The sequence below is a fragment of the Bacillus australimaris genome (assembly GCF_001307105.1).
Taxonomy (GTDB): Bacteria; Bacillota; Bacilli; order Bacillales; family Bacillaceae; genus Bacillus; species Bacillus australimaris.
The window spans coordinates 1-17,800 of the sequence record NZ_LGYN01000003.1; the positions used below are offsets into that span (position 1 = coordinate 1).

20 protein-coding genes and 1 other annotated feature are annotated in these 17,800 nt (G+C 41.4%); all 20 genes read left to right on the forward strand.

Annotation, left to right across the window (positions count from 1 at the left end):
• Positions 1-155 precede the first annotated feature (155 nt).
• The 20 genes from AKG37_RS04860 to rplK all read left to right on the forward strand — a co-directional run bounded on the left by AKG37_RS04860 (position 156) and on the right by rplK (position 17,762).
• Positions 156-620, forward strand: a complete 465-nt coding sequence (locus tag AKG37_RS04860) for a CtsR family transcriptional regulator (protein WP_060697832.1) — start codon at positions 156-158, stop codon at positions 618-620.
• A gap of 14 nt (positions 621-634) precedes the next feature.
• Positions 635-1,192: a protein-arginine kinase activator protein McsA gene (locus AKG37_RS04865; protein WP_060697833.1), complete on the forward strand. Its 558-nt coding sequence runs from the start codon at positions 635-637 to the stop codon at positions 1,190-1,192.
• 4 nt (positions 1,193-1,196) lie between these two features.
• Complete coding sequence (locus tag AKG37_RS04870) at positions 1,197-2,288, forward strand: protein-arginine kinase McsB (protein WP_060697834.1); 1,092 nt, start codon at positions 1,197-1,199, stop codon at positions 2,286-2,288.
• Positions 2,285-4,720 (forward strand): ATP-dependent protease ATP-binding subunit ClpC, encoded by a 2,436-nt coding sequence (gene clpC, locus AKG37_RS04875; protein ID WP_060697835.1) that lies wholly within the window; start codon positions 2,285-2,287, stop codon positions 4,718-4,720. Before AKG37_RS04870 ends, clpC begins: the two co-directional genes overlap by 4 nt.
• 93 nt (positions 4,721-4,813) lie before the next feature.
• The gene (gene radA, locus AKG37_RS04880; protein WP_060697836.1) at positions 4,814-6,193 is read left to right on the forward strand and encodes a DNA repair protein RadA; all 1,380 of its coding nucleotides are present in this window, start codon (positions 4,814-4,816) and stop codon (positions 6,191-6,193) included.
• Between the two features lie 2 nt (positions 6,194-6,195).
• On the forward strand, positions 6,196-7,275 hold the full coding sequence (gene disA, locus AKG37_RS04885; RefSeq protein WP_024425581.1) for a DNA integrity scanning diadenylate cyclase DisA: 1,080 nt from the start codon (positions 6,196-6,198) through the stop codon (positions 7,273-7,275).
• 152 nt (positions 7,276-7,427) lie between these two features.
• The gene (locus tag AKG37_RS04890) at positions 7,428-8,528 is read left to right on the forward strand and encodes a PIN/TRAM domain-containing protein (RefSeq protein ID WP_060697858.1); all 1,101 of its coding nucleotides are present in this window, start codon (positions 7,428-7,430) and stop codon (positions 8,526-8,528) included.
• Between the two features lie 13 nt (positions 8,529-8,541).
• Complete coding sequence (gene ispD / locus AKG37_RS04895) at positions 8,542-9,231, forward strand: 2-C-methyl-D-erythritol 4-phosphate cytidylyltransferase (protein WP_034665643.1); 690 nt, start codon at positions 8,542-8,544, stop codon at positions 9,229-9,231.
• Between the two features lie 3 nt (positions 9,232-9,234).
• Positions 9,235-9,711, forward strand: coding sequence for a 2-C-methyl-D-erythritol 2,4-cyclodiphosphate synthase (ispF, locus tag AKG37_RS04900; protein ID WP_003216928.1), 477 nt, complete (start codon positions 9,235-9,237; stop codon positions 9,709-9,711).
• Between the two features lie 94 nt (positions 9,712-9,805).
• Positions 9,806-11,257 (forward strand): glutamate--tRNA ligase, encoded by a 1,452-nt coding sequence (gltX, locus tag AKG37_RS04905; protein WP_060697837.1) that lies wholly within the window; start codon positions 9,806-9,808, stop codon positions 11,255-11,257.
• Positions 11,257-11,487: a binding site (T-box leader), on the forward strand. Its footprint overlaps the gene before it by 1 nt.
• Positions 11,488-11,569: 82 nt before the next feature.
• The gene (cysE, locus tag AKG37_RS04910; protein WP_060697859.1) at positions 11,570-12,223 is read left to right on the forward strand and encodes a serine O-acetyltransferase; all 654 of its coding nucleotides are present in this window, start codon (positions 11,570-11,572) and stop codon (positions 12,221-12,223) included.
• Positions 12,220-13,620, forward strand: coding sequence for a cysteine--tRNA ligase (gene cysS / locus AKG37_RS04915; RefSeq protein WP_060697838.1), 1,401 nt, complete (start codon positions 12,220-12,222; stop codon positions 13,618-13,620). Before cysE ends, cysS begins: the two co-directional genes overlap by 4 nt.
• Before the next feature lie 3 nt (positions 13,621-13,623).
• Complete coding sequence (locus AKG37_RS04920; protein WP_003217007.1) at positions 13,624-14,055, forward strand: Mini-ribonuclease 3; 432 nt, start codon at positions 13,624-13,626, stop codon at positions 14,053-14,055.
• Positions 14,039-14,788 carry a 23S rRNA (guanosine(2251)-2'-O)-methyltransferase RlmB gene (gene rlmB / locus AKG37_RS04925; RefSeq protein ID WP_034665632.1) on the forward strand — a complete coding sequence of 250 codons (750 nt, stop codon included), beginning with the start codon at positions 14,039-14,041 and terminating at the stop codon, positions 14,786-14,788. Before AKG37_RS04920 ends, rlmB begins: the two co-directional genes overlap by 17 nt.
• Positions 14,789-14,790: 2 nt before the next feature.
• On the forward strand, positions 14,791-15,303 hold the full coding sequence (rae1, locus tag AKG37_RS04930; protein ID WP_060697839.1) for a ribosome-dependent mRNA decay endonuclease Rae1/YacP: 513 nt from the start codon (positions 14,791-14,793) through the stop codon (positions 15,301-15,303).
• 63 nt (positions 15,304-15,366) lie between these two features.
• Positions 15,367-16,023, forward strand: a complete 657-nt coding sequence (gene sigH / locus AKG37_RS04935) for an RNA polymerase sporulation sigma factor SigH (protein ID WP_008345424.1) — start codon at positions 15,367-15,369, stop codon at positions 16,021-16,023.
• 76 nt (positions 16,024-16,099) lie between these two features.
• On the forward strand, positions 16,100-16,249 hold the full coding sequence (gene rpmG / locus AKG37_RS18450; protein WP_008356502.1) for a 50S ribosomal protein L33: 150 nt from the start codon (positions 16,100-16,102) through the stop codon (positions 16,247-16,249).
• Positions 16,250-16,283: 34 nt separating this feature from the next.
• Entirely contained in the window at positions 16,284-16,460 is a 177-nt protein-coding gene (secE, locus tag AKG37_RS04940; protein WP_008345422.1) for a preprotein translocase subunit SecE, read from the forward strand.
• Positions 16,461-16,631: 171 nt separating this feature from the next.
• Positions 16,632-17,165 carry a transcription termination/antitermination protein NusG gene (nusG, locus tag AKG37_RS04945; protein WP_003217197.1) on the forward strand — a complete coding sequence of 178 codons (534 nt, stop codon included), beginning with the start codon at positions 16,632-16,634 and terminating at the stop codon, positions 17,163-17,165.
• A gap of 171 nt (positions 17,166-17,336) precedes the next feature.
• A complete protein-coding gene (gene rplK, locus AKG37_RS04950) occupies positions 17,337-17,762 on the forward strand; it encodes a 50S ribosomal protein L11 (RefSeq protein ID WP_003216956.1) in 426 nt (141 codons plus the stop codon).
• Positions 17,763-17,800 lie beyond the last annotated feature (38 nt).

Sequence of the window (17,800 nt, forward strand, 5' to 3'; positions counted from 1 at the left end):
CGGAACTGGTCTTTTTTGTGTTTTTAAGAGGTTTGACACCATATAAATGTGGAAATAATATTGTTAGTTGAGCGATTGTCTTGAAAAATCGATCGAAAAAATTTATAGTAAGATTAAAGTCAAATATAGTCAAAGTCAATGGAGGAGGAGGCGGAGTGGCACAAAATATTTCTGATATCATCGAGCAGTATTTGAAGGAAGTCTTGGATCAGAACGGTCGAGAAATATTAGAAATTAAGCGCAATGAAATTGCAGATAAATTTCAATGCGTACCTTCACAAATTAACTATGTTATCAATACACGCTTTACGAGCGAGAGAGGTTATATCGTTGAAAGTAAGCGTGGCGGCGGTGGCTATATACGTATCATTAAAGTCAAGATGAATGATGAAGTCGACTTATTGAACAACATTATTTCCCAAATATATCATCGTTTATCACAGGCTGCATCTGATCATATCATCATGCGCCTTGTTGAAAATAATATTTTATCTGAAAGAGAAGCTAAGATGATGATTAGTGTCATGGACCGTTCTGTATTGCATATTGATTTACCTGAACGAGATGAACTGCGGGCTCGGATGATGATAGCGATGTTAAATGCTTTAAAATTAAAGTAAAGCGGGTGAAAAGATTGATTTGTCAAGAATGTCATGAGAGACCAGCCACTTTTCACTTTACGAAAGTTATAAATGGAGAAAAACAAGAAATGCATATATGTGAACAATGTGCAAAAGAAAACAGTGATTCATATGCTATGAGTGGAAACCAAGGTTTCTCGATTCACAACTTATTATCAGGCTTATTGAATATCGATCCTAGCTTCACCACAAGTGCTAATAAGGGGTCATCCATATTTCAAGAAGCGAGAGAAGTGGATCAGTGTCCTAAGTGTGGCTTAACCTTTCAACAGTTCAGAAAAACAGGCCGTTTTGGCTGTGCAGAATGTTATCAAACCTTTGATCAGTATTTAAACCCTGTTTTGCGGAAAGTCCATAGTGGAAATACAGTCCATAATGGAAAAGTCCCTAAACGAATTGCAGGCAGTCTGCATGTCCGCCGGAAACTTGAGTTAATGCAGCAAGAGCTGAAGCAGTTGATTGAACAGGAAGAGTTCGAAAAAGCAGCGGAAGTTCGAGATCAAATTCGTGCATTAGAGCATGAGCAATCTCAGCAGAGGGAGGGAGATTAACGACATGTCGCTCCAGCATTTTATTCAAGACGCTTTAAGTCAGTGGATGAAACAAAAAGGACCAGAAAGTGACATTGTTCTAAGCAGTCGTATCCGGCTAGCACGCAATCTAGAGCATGTTCGTTTCCCAACTCAGTTTTCTCAAGAAGAGGCTGAAGCTGTTCTCCAGCAATTCGAGCAGAAGTTTGCTAGCCAGGAAGTGAAGGACATTGGCAATTTTGTTCTGATCCGGATGAATGAAACGCAGCCTTTAGAAAAGAGGGTACTTGTTGAAAAGCATTTGATCAGCCCAAACTTAGCAGAATCAAGATTTGGCGGCTGTTTGCTTTCTGAAAATGAAGAAGTTAGTGTGATGCTGAATGAAGAAGATCATATTCGGATCCAATGCTTATTCCCAGGTTTTCAACTAGCCAATGCACTAAAAGCGGCTAATCAGGTAGATGACTGGATTGAAGAGCAAGTGGATTACGCGTTTTCTGAAAAACGGGGATATTTAACAAGCTGTCCGACTAATGTAGGTACAGGTATTAGGGCTTCGGTCATGATGCATCTGCCAGCATTAGCCCTTACAAGACAAATGAATCGGATTATTCCGGCAATTAATCAATTAGGTCTTGTGGTCAGAGGAATTTATGGTGAGGGCAGCGAAGCAATAGGGAACATCTTTCAAATTTCAAATCAAATGACACTTGGTCAATCAGAAGAAGATATAGTGGATGATTTGAATAGTGTAACTGCGCAGCTCATTGAACAAGAGCGCTCTGCACGAAAAGCATTATATCAAACATCTAAAATTGAACTTGAGGACAGAGTGTACCGATCCTTAGGAATTTTGGCCAATTGTCGTATGATTGAATCAAAGGAAACTGCAAAGTGTTTGTCAGATGTGCGGCTTGGAATTGATTTAGGTATCATTAAGGGGCTTTCAAGTAATATACTGAATGAACTCATGATTTTGACTCAGCCTGGCTTCCTTCAACAATATTCAGGAGGGGCCTTGGAGCCAAATAAACGAGATATAAAACGAGCAGCGATTATTAGAGAAAGGCTGCGCTTAGAAATGCATAGGAATGGACAGGAGGATGAAACGATATGATGTTTGGAAGATTCACTGAAAGAGCTCAAAAGGTATTAGCACTTGCACAAGAAGAAGCCATTCGCCTAGGCCATAAGAACATTGGTACTGAACACATTTTACTTGGTCTTGTACGTGAAGGTGAGGGCATCGCTGCCAAAGCATTAGAAGCACTGGGCCTTGTTTCAGATAAAATCCAAAAAGAAGTCGAAAGCTTGATTGGAAGAGGGCAAGAGGTGTCTCAAGCTATTCCTCATTATACGCCTAGAGCGAAGAAGGTCACTGAGCTTTCAATGGATGAAGCAAGAAAGCTAGGTCATTCCTATGTAGGAACAGAACATATTCTATTAGGTCTTATTCGTGAGGGTGAGGGTGTCGCTGCCCGTGTCTTAAATAACCTCGGAGTGAGCTTAAATAAAGCACGTCAGCAAGTTCTGCAGCTGCTTGGAAGCAATGAAACAGGTGCATCTGCAGCAGGCTCTAATAGCAATGCAAATACGCCGACGCTAGATAGCTTGGCAAGAGATTTAACAGCTATTGCAAAAGAGGACAGCTTGGACCCTGTGATTGGCCGAAGCAAAGAAATTCAACGTGTCATTGAGGTCCTAAGTAGAAGAACAAAAAATAACCCTGTGCTGATTGGTGAGCCTGGTGTTGGTAAAACAGCCATCGCAGAAGGTCTTGCACAGCAAATTATTCATAACGAAGTACCTGAAATCCTGCGCGATAAACGAGTGATGACACTGGATATGGGAACCGTAGTAGCGGGAACGAAATATCGTGGTGAATTCGAGGATCGTTTGAAAAAAGTCATGGACGAAATTCGTCAGGCTGGAAACATCATTCTCTTCATCGATGAACTTCATACACTCATTGGTGCTGGTGGAGCAGAGGGAGCGATTGATGCGTCTAATATCTTGAAGCCATCTTTAGCACGTGGAGAGCTTCAGTGTATCGGTGCGACAACGCTAGATGAGTACCGTAAATATATTGAAAAGGATGCTGCGCTTGAACGACGTTTCCAGCCAATTCAAGTGGATCAGCCATCTGTTGATGAAAGTATTCAAATCTTAAGAGGACTTAGAGATCGGTATGAGGCACATCACCGTGTGTCCATTACAGATGAAGCGATTGAGGCGGCGGTGAAGCTGTCTGACCGTTATATTTCTGATCGTTTCCTTCCAGATAAGGCGATTGATTTAATTGATGAGGCTGGTTCGAAAGTCCGTCTGCGTTCTTTCACAACACCGCCTAACCTAAAAGAACTAGAGCAAAAGCTGGATGAAGTACGCAAGGAAAAGGATGCGGCTGTTCAAAGTCAAGAATTTGAAAAGGCAGCTTCTCTTCGTGATACAGAGCAGCGTTTGCGTGAAAAAGTAGAAGTGACAAAGAAATCATGGAAAGAAAAGCAGGGACAAGAGAATTCAGAGGTATCTGTAGATGATATCGCAATGGTTGTGTCTAGCTGGACGGGAGTACCTGTATCAAAAATTGCTCAAACGGAGACAGATAAGCTTCTAAATATGGAACAATTGCTTCACTCTCGTGTGATCGGGCAGGATGAAGCCGTTGTCGCTGTAGCGAAAGCTGTGAGACGTGCGCGTGCAGGTCTGAAAGATCCAAAACGTCCAATCGGTTCCTTTATCTTCTTAGGACCAACAGGGGTTGGTAAAACGGAGCTTGCAAGAGCACTCGCTGAGTCTATTTTCGGTGATGAAGAAGCAATGATCCGTATTGATATGTCTGAATACATGGAGAAGCACTCTACATCTAGACTTGTTGGGTCACCTCCAGGCTATGTCGGCTATGATGAAGGCGGACAGTTAACGGAAAAAGTAAGAAGAAAACCTTATTCTGTTGTGCTTTTAGATGAGATTGAAAAGGCGCATCCAGATGTATTTAATATCTTACTGCAAGTGTTAGAAGATGGTCGTCTGACTGATTCTAAAGGGCGTACCGTTGACTTTAGAAATACGATTTTGATTATGACATCAAACGTTGGGGCTAGTGAGCTGAAGCGCAATAAATATGTTGGCTTTAACGTGCAGGATGAAAGTCAAAATTACAAGGATATGAAAGGCAAAGTGATGGGCGAGTTGAAACGTGCGTTTAGACCTGAATTTATCAACCGTATTGATGAAATCATTGTCTTCCACTCGCTTGAGAAGAAACATCTAAAAGAGATCGTGTCTCTCATGTCTGATCAATTAACAAAACGATTAAAGGAACAAGACCTTTCAATCGAATTGACGGAAGCCGCTCAAGCGAAGATTGCCGACGAAGGTGTAGATCTTGAGTACGGTGCGCGTCCATTAAGAAGAGCGATTCAAAAGCATGTGGAGGATCGACTGTCTGAGGAGCTGCTGAAGGGCAATATTGAAAAAGGTCAACATATCGTATTAGATGTGGAAGATGGAGAAATTGTCGTAAAAGCGACGGCTGCTACGAACTAATATAGTAAGATCAAAGTGTGAGGCATACCAGTTAGATGTATGCCTCCCTTTACTTATTTTCTGACCAGTATAAGGAGTTGTATTCTTCAATCTATGGCTAAGACAAAATCAAAATTTATATGCCAATCGTGCGGTTATGAGTCAGCCAAATGGATGGGGAAATGTCCAGGCTGCGGCACATGGAACAGTATGACAGAAGAGGTCGTTCGCAAAGAGCCGGCAAACCGTCGAAGTGCTTTCAATCATTCTGTTCAAACCATTCAAAAACCTTCACCTATATCTGCAATTGAAACATCCGAAGAACCCCGAATCAAAACGAATTTAGAAGAATTTAACCGAGTATTAGGAAGTGGAATTGTCAAAGGCTCTCTTGTTCTCATTGGCGGAGATCCTGGGATTGGGAAGTCCACATTATTATTACAAGTATCAGCACAGCTCTCAGACCAAAATCAGAATGTGTTATACATATCTGGTGAGGAGTCCATAAAACAAACGAAGCTAAGAGCGGACCGCCTCGGCATTGAAAGCGCCTCTTTACATGTTTTGGCTGAAACCGATATGGAGTATATAACGTCTGCTATACAAGAGATGAGACCTGCTTTTGTTGTGGTGGATTCGATTCAAACCGTTTATCAAAGCGATATCACGTCAGCTCCCGGTTCTGTATCTCAAGTAAGAGAATGTACAGCGCAGCTGATGAAAATTGCAAAGACAAATGGGATTCCTATTTTTATCGTTGGTCATGTGACCAAAGAAGGTTCGATCGCAGGACCACGCCTTTTAGAGCATATGGTAGACACCGTTCTTTATTTTGAAGGCGAGCGTCACCATACGTTTCGTATCTTGCGGGCGGTGAAAAATCGATTTGGTTCAACGAATGAATTAGGGATTTTCGAAATGAGAGAGGAAGGGCTCACGGAAGTATTAAACCCATCAGAAATTTTCTTAGAAGAGCGGTCGGCAGGTGTATCAGGATCGTGTGTTGTTGCCTCAATGGAAGGAACAAGACCCGTTCTTGTCGAGATACAAGCTTTAATTTCCCCGACAAGCTTTGGAAATCCACGAAGAATGGCCACTGGCCTTGATCATAATCGAGTATCACTGCTCATGGCGGTTTTAGAAAAACGCGTTGGTCTGCTGCTGCAAAATCAAGATGCGTATTTAAAGGTCGCAGGCGGTGTGAAACTTGACGAACCAGCGATTGACTTGGCCATTGCTGTCAGTATTGCATCAAGCTTTAAAGACGCAGCGCCGCATCAAGCGGATTGCTTTATAGGCGAGGTCGGTCTGACGGGAGAAGTCAGAAGAGTATCAAGAATTGAACAGCGAGTGCAGGAAGCTGCGAAACTAGGGTTTAAGCGAATGTTTATTCCTCAGGCGAATATAGATGGATGGAAAAAGCCAAGAGGGATTGAGTTAGTTGGTGTAGAAAATGTAGCGGAGGCACTTCGAATTTCACTAGGGGGATCATAGAAATGGAAAAAGAGAAAAAAGGAGCGAGAGAACTCGATCTCTTAGATATTGTACAGTTTGTTGCACCAGGAACACCTCTGCGGGCTGGGATTGAAAACGTCCTGAGAGCCAATACGGGCGGGCTCATTGTTGTTGGTTATAACGACAAAGTAAAGAGTGTGGTAGATGGAGGATTTCACATTAATTCTGCCTTCTCACCAGCACATTTATATGAATTGGCCAAAATGGATGGGGCCATTATTTTAAGTGATTCTGGTCAAAAAATCTTGTATGCGAATACACAGCTGATGCCAGATGCAACGATCCATTCCTCAGAAACAGGCATGAGGCACCGTACGGCTGAACGTGTAGCGAAGCAGACAGGCTGTTTAATCATTGCCATTTCTGAACGGAGGAACGTCATTACCTTATATCAAGGAAATCGTCGTTATACGCTGAAAGATATTGGCTTTATTTTAACCAAGGCCAATCAAGCCATTCAAACACTTGAGAAATATAAAACCATTTTAGATCATGCCATTTCTGCGTTAAGCGCCCTAGAATTTGAAGAGCTTGTGACCTTTGGTGATGTATTATCCGTGCTGCATCGCTACGAAATGGTGCTCAGAATTAAAAATGAAATCAATATGTATATCAAAGAGCTCGGAACAGAGGGACACTTGATTCGTCTGCAAGTCAATGAGCTCATTACCGATATGGAGCAGGAAGCAGCTTTATTTATTAAAGATTACGTGAAAGAAAAAATCAAAGATCCGTATGTTCTGCTTAAACAGCTCCAAGATATGTCGAGCTTCGAGCTTTTAGATGATTCCATTCTGTACAAGTTACTCGGATATCCAGCTTCTACAAATATTGACGAATATGTGTACACAAGAGGATATAGATTACTCCACAAAATCCCTAGACTGCCAATGCCAATCGTCGAAAACGTGGTTGAAGCATTCGGTGTGCTAGATCGAATTATGGAAGCGGATGTACAAGAATTGGATGAAGTAGAAGGAATTGGAGAAGTAAGAGCGAAAAAGATAAAAAAAGGATTAAAAAGGCTGCAAGAAAAACATTATATTGACCGTCAGCTTTAAGAAGAGAAATTTTTTTCTATTACGGTTAAAAATGGATGAATATGGGTATCATAATGATGGTTTTGTTTTCTGTTGATTTGATAGGAAACTTAAACATATATCAATGTCAGATGAAGGTGGATTGACAGATGAAAAATAAAGGAGGTGAAGGTATGTTAAAAAGAATCGTTCAGGCGTTTTTTATCATTTTTGGTGCAGTTGTGGGGATTTTTATCATTCCAGAGTTATTTCTGCTTTTAAATGTAAAGGACATACCTTTCGTAACAAATGCTTACTCTTCAGCACTAATAGGAGCCGCTGTGTTCTTGATCATCGGCAAATGGTGCACAGGTTATGTGGTTAATTGGGTGAAATGGATCGAGGATTCTCTATTGAAGGCACCTCTTCCTGATCTTATATCTGGAAGTTTCGGATTAGTATTTGGACTTATTCTAGCATATCTTATTGTAAACGTGATCCCGCTAAACAATATCCCATATCATATTTTTGGTACCATTATTCCGATTTTCCTGGCTTTCTTTTTAGGATACCTTGGGTTTCAGGTAGGGTTTAAGAAGAAGGATGAAATGATGGGGCTGTTCTCCCGATCTGCAAAGGTCAGTAAGAAAAAAGGAGCAGCTGATGATGAACCTGAAATAGAAGATAAAAAGCTGAAAATTTTAGACACAAGTGTTATCATTGATGGAAGAATCGCAGATATTTGTCAAACTGGATTCTTAGAAGGTGTTATGGTCATTCCTCAATTTGTGCTCGAGGAATTACAGCATATTGCAGACTCTTCTGATGTATTAAAGAGAAATAGAGGCCGAAGAGGTCTTGATATTTTAAATCGTATTCAAAAAGAATTAGATATCAAAGTTGAAATTTACGAAGGTGACTTCGAAGACATTCAAGAGGTTGATAGCAAGCTTGTGAAGCTCGCTAAATTAACTTCTGGTGTTGTTGTGACAAATGATTTTAACTTAAATAAAGTATGCGAACTTCAAAAAGTAGCAGTGTTAAACATCAATGATTTAGCCAATGCGGTAAAACCGGTTGTACTGCCTGGGGAAGAAATGAAGGTACAGGTCATCAAAGATGGAAAAGAGCATAACCAAGGTGTTGCTTACTTAGATGACGGTACGATGATTGTGGTCGAAGAAGGACGCAATTACATTGGAAAAGACATCGATGTGCTCGTCACAAGTGTACTGCAGACTGCTGCTGGAAGAATGATTTTTGCGAAGCCAAAACTTCTGGAGAAGGCGCTCTAAAGGGAGAACGAACATGTATTATGAAGTAGTTATTCCGGCTGCGGGGCAGGGGAAACGAATGAAGGCCGGCCGCAATAAGCTCTTTATTGAGCTGAAAAGAATGCCGGTCATTATTCATACACTAAAGGTGTTTGACGCTCATTCACAATGCAAACGCATGATCCTAGCGATCAATGAAGAGGAGCGTCAAGACTTTGAAAGGCTACTCAAGGTACACGCTTTTCAAACGCCTGTTTCACTTGTCACTGGCGGTGAAGAACGTCAGCAAAGTGTATACGAAGGATTAAAGGCTGTGAAAGATGCGGACATCGTGCTTGTTCATGATGGGGCAAGGCCTTTTATTAAGCATACACAGATTGACTTGCTCGTTAAAGCAGCGATTGAAAAAGGCTCCGCAGTTGTAGCGGTACCAGTGAAAGACACAATCAAACGCGTTCAAGAAGGCAAAGTGGAACAAACCATTGAACGTCAGAGCTTGTGGGCAGTCCAGACCCCACAAGCTTTTCGTCATTCTATTTTAAAAGAGGCGCATGAGTATGCTGAGCGGACAGGCTTTCTTGGAACAGACGACGCCAGCCTTGTTGAACAATTACATGGTGAGAATGTGTATATTGTCCAAGGAGACTATACCAATATTAAGCTGACAACACCGGATGATTTATTGGTTGCCAAAGCAATTATGGATGCGGAAAGAGGGTACTAGATCATGTTGAGAATAGGACAAGGCTTTGATGTACATCAATTAACAGAGGGAAGACCTCTCATTATCGGCGGGGTTACCATCCCCTATGAAAAGGGACTGCTCGGGCATTCAGACGCTGATGTGCTGCTTCACACAGTGGCAGATGCCTGTCTAGGTGCGATTGCTGAAGGAGATATCGGCCGACATTTCCCAGACACGGATCCTGAGTTCAAGGATGCAGACTCTTTTAAATTACTGCAGCATGTGTGGGCACTAGTGAAAGAAAAAGGCTACACACTTGTGAATATTGACTGTACTATCATGGCGCAAAAGCCAAAAATGGCGCCTTACATTCAACCAATGTGTGAGAAAATCGCAGAAGCGCTTGAGGCAGATGTCACACAAGTGAATGTCAAAGCAACAACCACGGAGAAACTGGGATTTACAGGTAGAGGCGAAGGAATTGCCTCTCAAGCAACAGTGCTTCTTCAGAAAAAGTAAAATCCGTTTTGATGAGAATGGGTTTTGATGATAAAATACGTTTATAAAAAATTGGTGTCAGACAACATGATGCAAATGAAAGGAAGTTAAACTCATGGGAAATGAAGTGCGCGTTCGTTATGCACCGAGTCCAACTGGTCATTTACATATTGGGAATGCTAGAACGGCTCTTTTCAACTATTTGTTCGCACGCAGCCAAGGCGGCAAATTTATTATTCGAATCGAGGATACGGATCAAAAGCGTAATGTAGAAGGCGGTGAAGAAAGCCAGCTTCGCCATCTGCAATGGCTCGGTATTGATTGGGATGAGAGTATTGATAAAGACGGCGGTTACGGTCCTTACAGACAATCAGAGCGTAATGATATTTACAAGAAATATTATGACGAGCTATTAGAGAAAGACCTGGCGTATAAGTGCTATTGTACGGCTGAAGAGCTAGAGGCAGAGCGTGAAGCACAAATCGCCCGCAGTGAAATGCCTCGATATTCTGGTAAATGCAGTCATTTATCAAAAGAAGAAGAGGACAAGCTGGTTGCTGAAGGAAGAGAGCCAAGTATCCGCTTCCGAGTGCCGAAAGGAGAAATCATCAAATTTGACGATATGGTCAAAGGCGATATTTCATTTGAAACAGATGGCATCGGTGACTTTGTCATTGTGAAAAAAGATGGCACGCCAACTTATAACTTCGCTGTAGCCGTGGATGATTATTTAATGAAAATGACTCACGTTCTTCGCGGAGAGGATCATATTTCAAATACCCCTAAACAAATCATGATTTTTAATGCATTTGGCTGGGATGTTCCGCTATTCGGACACATGACGTTGATTGTGAACGAGAACCGTAAGAAATTAAGTAAACGTGATGAATCGATTATTCAATTCATCGAGCAATATAAGAATTTAGGCTATTTGCCAGAAGCCCTGTTTAACTTCATTGCATTACTTGGATGGTCTCCAGTAGGCGAAGAGGAACTGTTTACAAAAGAGCAATTCATCGATATTTTCGATGTGAACCGACTTTCTAAGTCACCAGCTCTATTTGATATGCATAAACTGAAATGGGTGAATAACCAATACGTGAAGGCACTTGATCTTAATCAAGTTGTGGCACTAACACTTCCGCATCTTCAAAAGGCAGGCAAAGTAAGTGAGCAGCTGACAGAAGAAGAAAACACGTGGGTACGCAAGCTGATTTCTCTGTATCATGAACAATTAAGCTACGGAGCAGAAATTGTTGAGTTAACAGAGTTGTTCTTTAAGGAGCAAATTGAGTATAATCAAGAGGCGAAGGAAGTTCTATCAGAGGAGCAAGTGCCAGAAGTCATGGCATCCTTTGCAGGTCAGCTTGAACAGCTTGAGTCTTTCACTCCTGATGAAATCAAGGCTGCTATTAAAGCGGTACAAAAAGAAACAGGGCATAAAGGCAAGAAACTATTCATGCCGATTCGTGTGGCTGTCACAGGACAAACGCATGGCCCAGAACTTCCGCAAAGTATTGAATTATTAGGTAAAGAAACGGTATTAAACCGCATCAAACAAATATAAGGAAATCGTTGCGAGGGAGAAGTACAATGTACTCGTCCATCACAGAAAGAGTCTCCACCGGCTGAAAGAGACTTATGGGCAGACGTTGGAAATGCACCCTCAAGACCCTTGAGGAACACGTACGTTAGTATGCAAGGGCGGTACCCTCCGTTATGGGATTAAGTTGAGAAGGCTGCAAGATAAGTGGCTTTCTAAACAGAGTGGAACCGCGTTTTCAAAACGTCTCTGTCATATGGCAGAGGCGTTTTTTATTTGTCCAAAAAAAGAGAGCAAGTTCTAGGAGAGATTGATTGGGAAGAACGGGGGGAGCATGTGTTTTTCAAAATGCTGAAAGAAGATATTGATACTGTGTTTGATCAAGATCCTGCTGCTAGAAGCTATATTGAAGTAGTGCTAACCTATTCAGGGCTTCATGCGATTTGGGCTCACCGTATTGCGCACGCATTTTATAAGCGTAAGCTGTATTTTATTGCGCGGATCATTTCTCAGGTCAGCCGGTTTTTCACAGGGGTGGAGATTCACCCAGCGGCAACCATCGGCAGGCGATTCTTTATTGATCACGGCATGGGCGTTGTGATCGGGGAAACATGTGAAATTGGAGACAACGTCACTGTTTTCCAAGGCGTGACATTAGGGGGAACAGGGAAAGAAAAGGGAAAGCGGCATCCGACTATTTTAGACGATGCTCTCATTGCGACAGGTGCCAAGGTGCTTGGTTCTATTACAGTTGGAAAAGGGTCCAAAATTGGTGCAGGGTCGGTTGTGTTAAAGGACGTCCCAGACCATTCCACTGTTGTAGGTATACCTGGACGAGTGGTCGTTCAAAATGGAAAGAAAATCAATCGTGATCTCAATCATCAAGATTTGCCAGATCCAGTTTCCGATCGTTTTAAAGAATTGGAACGAGAAATGGAAAAGCTAAAAGGTGAGCTGGCTTTATTGAGCAGAAAGGAAGAACAATCATGACAATCAATATTTATAATACATTAACTCGTAAGAAGGAAGAATTTGTCCCGCTTGAGCCAGGAAAGGTCAAGATGTATGTGTGCGGACCAACTGTTTATAACTACATTCATATCGGGAATGCTAGACCTGCTATTGTTTATGACACTGTACGTAAGTATTTAGAATACAGCGGTTACGATGTGAACTTTGTATCAAACTTTACAGATGTGGATGATAAACTTATCAAAGCAGCCAATGAACTTGGAGAAGATGTGCCGACAATTGCTGACCGGTTTATCCAAGCTTACTTCGAAGACGTCAGTGCACTAGGCTGCAAAAAAGCAGACCTTCACCCGCGAGTGACGGAAAATATGGATGATATCATTGCGTTTATTGCGACATTGATTGAAAAAGGTTACGCCTATGAAGCTGGTGGCGACGTGTATTACAGCACACGCTCATTTGAAGGCTATGGAAAGCTTTCTCATCAATCGATTGATGAACTGAAAACAGGTGCCCGTATTCGTGTAGGTGAAAAGAAACGAGATGCACTGGACTTTGCTCTTTGGAAGGCAGCAAAGGATCAGGAGATCTCTTGGGATAGCCCGTGGGGCGAAGGACGTCCAGGCTGGCATATCGAATGCTCGGCCATGGTTAAAAAATATTTAGGCGATACGATCGATATTCATGCTGGCGGACAGGATTTAACATTCCCTCACCATGAGAATGAGATTGCTCAATCTGAGGCTTTGACAGGGAAGCCTTTTGCGAAGTATTGGATGCATAACGGATATATTAATATTGATAATGAAAAAATGTCAAAATCACTAGGCAACTTTGTGCTGGTGCATGATATTGTGAAAGAACAAGATCCTGATGTGCTCCGCTTCTTTATGTTGTCGGTTCACTATCGCCACCCAATTAACTATTCAATGGATTTATTAGAAAGTACAAAGAGTGCGTTTAACCGACTCAAAACATCGTATGCGAATTTACACCATCGCCTTGAGAGCAGCACGAATATCACGGAAGATAATGCTGAATGGCTGGCAAAAATTGAGGACCAGCGTGCGACATTTATTTCTGAAATGAATGATGACTTCAATACAGCAAATGCGATCTCTGTTTTATTTGAATTAGCGAAACAGGCGAATTATTATATGGAAAACGATCATACCTCAGAGGAAGTAATCAATGCATTTATCGGCTTGTTCCAAGAAATTACGTCTGTTCTTGGCTTCTCATTAGAAGAAAAGCACACGCTTGACGAAGAGGTAGAAGCGTTAATTGAAAAACGCAATGAAGCTAGAAGAAATCGTGACTTCGCACTATCTGACCAAATTCGTGATCAATTAAAGAACATGAATATTGTGTTGGAAGACACTCCTCAAGGTACTCGCTGGAAAAGAGGAGAATAGGTCATGTTGAATTTTGAAAAGCTGAAAGATGGTAAACAGCTGAACGGACTTGCGCTTGCTTATATGGGTGATGCCATTTTTGAGGTATATGTGAGGCATCACCTCCTCCAAACGGGGGCGACAAAACCAAATGAGCTGCACAAAAGGGCAAGTAAAATTGTTTCAGCTAAATCTCAGGCTGCTATTTTATTTACGCTTCAACAGCAAGGTTTTTTCACCGAAGCGGAAGAAGCGGTACTGAAAAGAGGAAGAAATGCAAAATCAGGCACAGTGCCTAAAAACACAGACGTTCAAACGTATCGTTATAGTACAGCGTTTGAAGCGCTCATGGGTTATTTATTTATTGAAAAGCAGGACGAACGCTTAGAAGAGCTGATTAGTCAGGCGATTGAAATCGGAACGTCAGGGAGGAAGACAAATGAGTCAGCAACATGATTATGTGATTGGGAAAAATGCAGTGATTGAGACATTGAAGTCAGATCGGGAGTTATACAAGCTCTGGATGGCAGAAAACACTGTAAAAGGACAAGCCCAGCAGGTCATTGAACTCGCTAAAAAGCAAAATATCACCATTCAGTATGTTCCGAGGAAAAAGCTTGATCAGATGGTAACAGGTCAGCACCAGGGAATCGTTGCACAAGTAGCAGCATATGAATATGCAGAACTGGACGATCTGTACCAAATCGCTGAAAAGCGGAATGAACAGCCATTTTTTCTTATTTTAGATGAAATTGAAGATCCACATAATTTAGGGTCTATTATGCGTACGGCAGATGCTGTAGGTGCACATGGAATTGTCATTCCGAAAAGGAGAGCGGTCGGCTTAACAACAACTGTTGCCAAGGCATCCACTGGGGCAATCGAGCATATTCCAGTTGCAAAAGTGACCAACCTTTCAAGAGCCCTTGATGAGATGAAAGAAAGAGGAATCTGGGTCGCGGGAACAGATGCTTCAGCTAAACAGGATTATAGACAATTTGATGGCACAATGCCGCTAGCACTTGTGATTGGCAGTGAAGGAAAAGGAATCGGACGATTGATTAAGGAAAAATGTGATTTTCTGATTAAATTGCCTATGGCCGGAAAGGTCACTTCTTTAAACGCATCAGTTGCCGCTAGTCTATTGATGTATGAAGTGTATCGAAAACGTTATCCGTTAGGAGAATAGAGATGGACATCCTCTTAGTCGATGGATACAACATGATAGGTGCATGGCCTCGGCTGCAGCACTTAAAGGAAAACAGCTTTGAAGAAGCCAGAGACGTGCTGATTCAATATTTAGCAGAATATCAAGCATACACAGGGTATCGAGTCATTGTTGTATTCGATGCCCATATGGTTAAGGGAATCGAAAAAAAGCGGACCAACCACCGGGTAGAGGTCATCTTTACGAGAGAGAATGAAACGGCTGATGAGCGGATTGAAAAGCTGGCGCAAGATTTGAATAATATTCGCACACAAATTCATGTGGCGACCTCAGATTTTACGGAACAATGGGCCATTTTTGGACAAGGAGCTCTTCGGAAATCGGCTCGAGAGCTTTTAAGAGAGATTGAAGTGATAGAACGAAAGATTGAAACGAGAGTGAAAAATATCACTTCTGATAAACCGGCATCTAAGATCGAATTGTCAGAAGATGTATTGAAAACGTTTGAAAAATGGCGGCGTGGGAATCTGGAATAGCTTGACGATATTTCAACCATTAATGTATAATATTTCTATCTAGGTGCGGTCGGGGGGATCGAAGTGAATCTAAACAACAGCAAGGGTAAATCCATCAGAGAGCAATTTTGCCAGTTGGAAGATGAACAAGTCATTGAAAGGGTTCATGTCGGAGATAGTGATGCGCTAGATTATTTAATAACGAAATACCGCAATTTTGTACGTGCGAAAGCAAGATCTTATTTCTTGATAGGAGCGGATCGAGAGGACATTGTCCAGGAGGGAATGATCGGACTTTATAAGTCTATCCGCGATTTCAGAGAGGACAAGCTTACTTCATTTAAGGCTTTTGCAGAATTATGTATTACCCGCCAAATTATCACCGCAATTAAAACAGCTACTCGCCAAAAACATATCCCGTTAAATTCCTATGTATCATTAGACAAGCCGATATACGATGAAGAATCGGACAGAACATTATTGGATGTCATTTCCGGTGCTAAAGCGCTTAACCCAGAAGATTTAATCATTAGCAAAGAAGAATTTGATGATATTGAAATGAAGATGGGTGAACTGCTAAGTGAGCTGGAAAGAAAGGTACTTGTGCTTTATCTTGATGGCAGATCCTATCAAGAGATTTCTGAAGATTTAAACCGTCATGTGAAATCAATTGATAACGCACTCCAAAGAGTAAAGAGAAAATTAGAGAAATATTTAGAGCTTCGGGAGATTAGTCTCTAATCAAACCTATATTGACAGCTTTTTCGACACTGTGATAAGGTACTAAGGAAATGATGTCGAGAAAATAGGTGTAAATATGAGGAAAAAGATTACTCTAGCCTGTAAAGACTGCGGAAGCCGCAATTATACGACAATGAAAAGTGTTGCTTCAGCAGCTGAAAGATTAGAAGTGAAGAAATATTGCAAGACTTGTAATTCACATAAAACACATTTAGAAACGAAGTAAGATTTGCGTTCTTTAATCTGTGGAGGTCTTTTACATGCGTATTATCAGTTTCTTAAAAAGTGTCGGGAAAGAAATGAAAAAGGTCAGCTGGCCAAAGAAAAACGAAATGGTCCGCTACACAATCACTGTTATTTTAACAGTCGTATTCTTTGCAATCTTTTTCTCTTTTCTTGATATAGGAATCTCACAATTAATTGAATTAATTCATTAATACTTGAATAATGATCTGCTGAACGTGCTATAATAGATCATAATATGACTTGCCAAAAAACCCGTTTTACGGGTTTTTTCAATTGCTTGAAAATATTTACCGTTACTCGAGATTCGTCAAATAGACATTATGAAATGTGGGGAGGGAAGGACTAAATAGTCCTGAACGAAAATGGAAAAGAATTGGTATGTTGTGCATACGTACTCTGGCTATGAAAACAAAGTAAAAGCGAACCTGGAAAAACGTGTTGAATCAATGGGCATGCAGGATAAAATCTTCCGCGTAGTTGTACCAGAAGAAGAAGAAACGGATATTAAAAATGGTAAGAAAAAAGTCGTCAAAAAGAAAGTGTTCCCGGGGTATGTCCTAGTGGAAATCGTGATGACTGACGATTCTTGGTATGTCGTTCGTAATACGCCAGGTGTCACTGGATTCGTTGGATCAGCCGGATCAGGCTCAAAGCCGACTGCGCTGCTGCCAGGCGAAGCTGAAACCATTCTGAAGAGAATGGGTCTAGAAGAACGCAAAACAGAAATCGACTTTGAACTGAAAGAAACAGTTAAGGTGATCGACGGACCATTTGCTAACTTCACAGGCTCTATCGAAGAGATTGATTACGATAAAAGCAAAGTCAAAGTATTCGTTAATATGTTTGGTAGAGAAACACCAGTTGAACTTGAGTTCACGCAGATCGATAAATTGTAATTTAAAAGAGCTTGAAATGAGTGTATAGAAGTGGTAATATAGCAAAGGTACGTCTTGAGTTCGCTCAAGATCGCTAGCTAGTTATTTCGTCATTCATATAAAGAATGAAGTTGTTGAGTGGGAGGGGGATTCCCCTATTACCACATCACGGACTTTAAGGAGGTGTGTCTCGTGGCTAAAAAAGTAGTTAAAGTTGTTAAATTGCAAATTCCTGCTGGAAAAGCTAACCCAGCTCCACCAGTTGGACCTGCACTAGGTCAAGCCGGTGTTAATATCATGGGATTCTGTAAGGAGTTTAACGCTCGTACAGCTGACCAAGCTGGTCTTATCATTCCTGTTGAAATTTCGGTTTTTGAAGACCGTTCATTTACATTTATTACTAAAACTCCACCTGCTGCAGTTTTACTTAAAAAAGCAGCTGGTATTGAGTCTGGTTCTGGTGAACCTAACCGTAATAAAGTGGCAACTGTTAAGCGTGATAAAGTACGCGAAATCGCGGAAACAAAAATGCCTGACTTAAACGCTGCTAGCGTTGAATCAGCTATGCGCATGGTTGAAGGTACTGCACGCAGTATGGGTATTGTCATCGAAGATTAATTTTTTGTCTTGTTGGGTTGCGAGTTTGGTTTTGACAA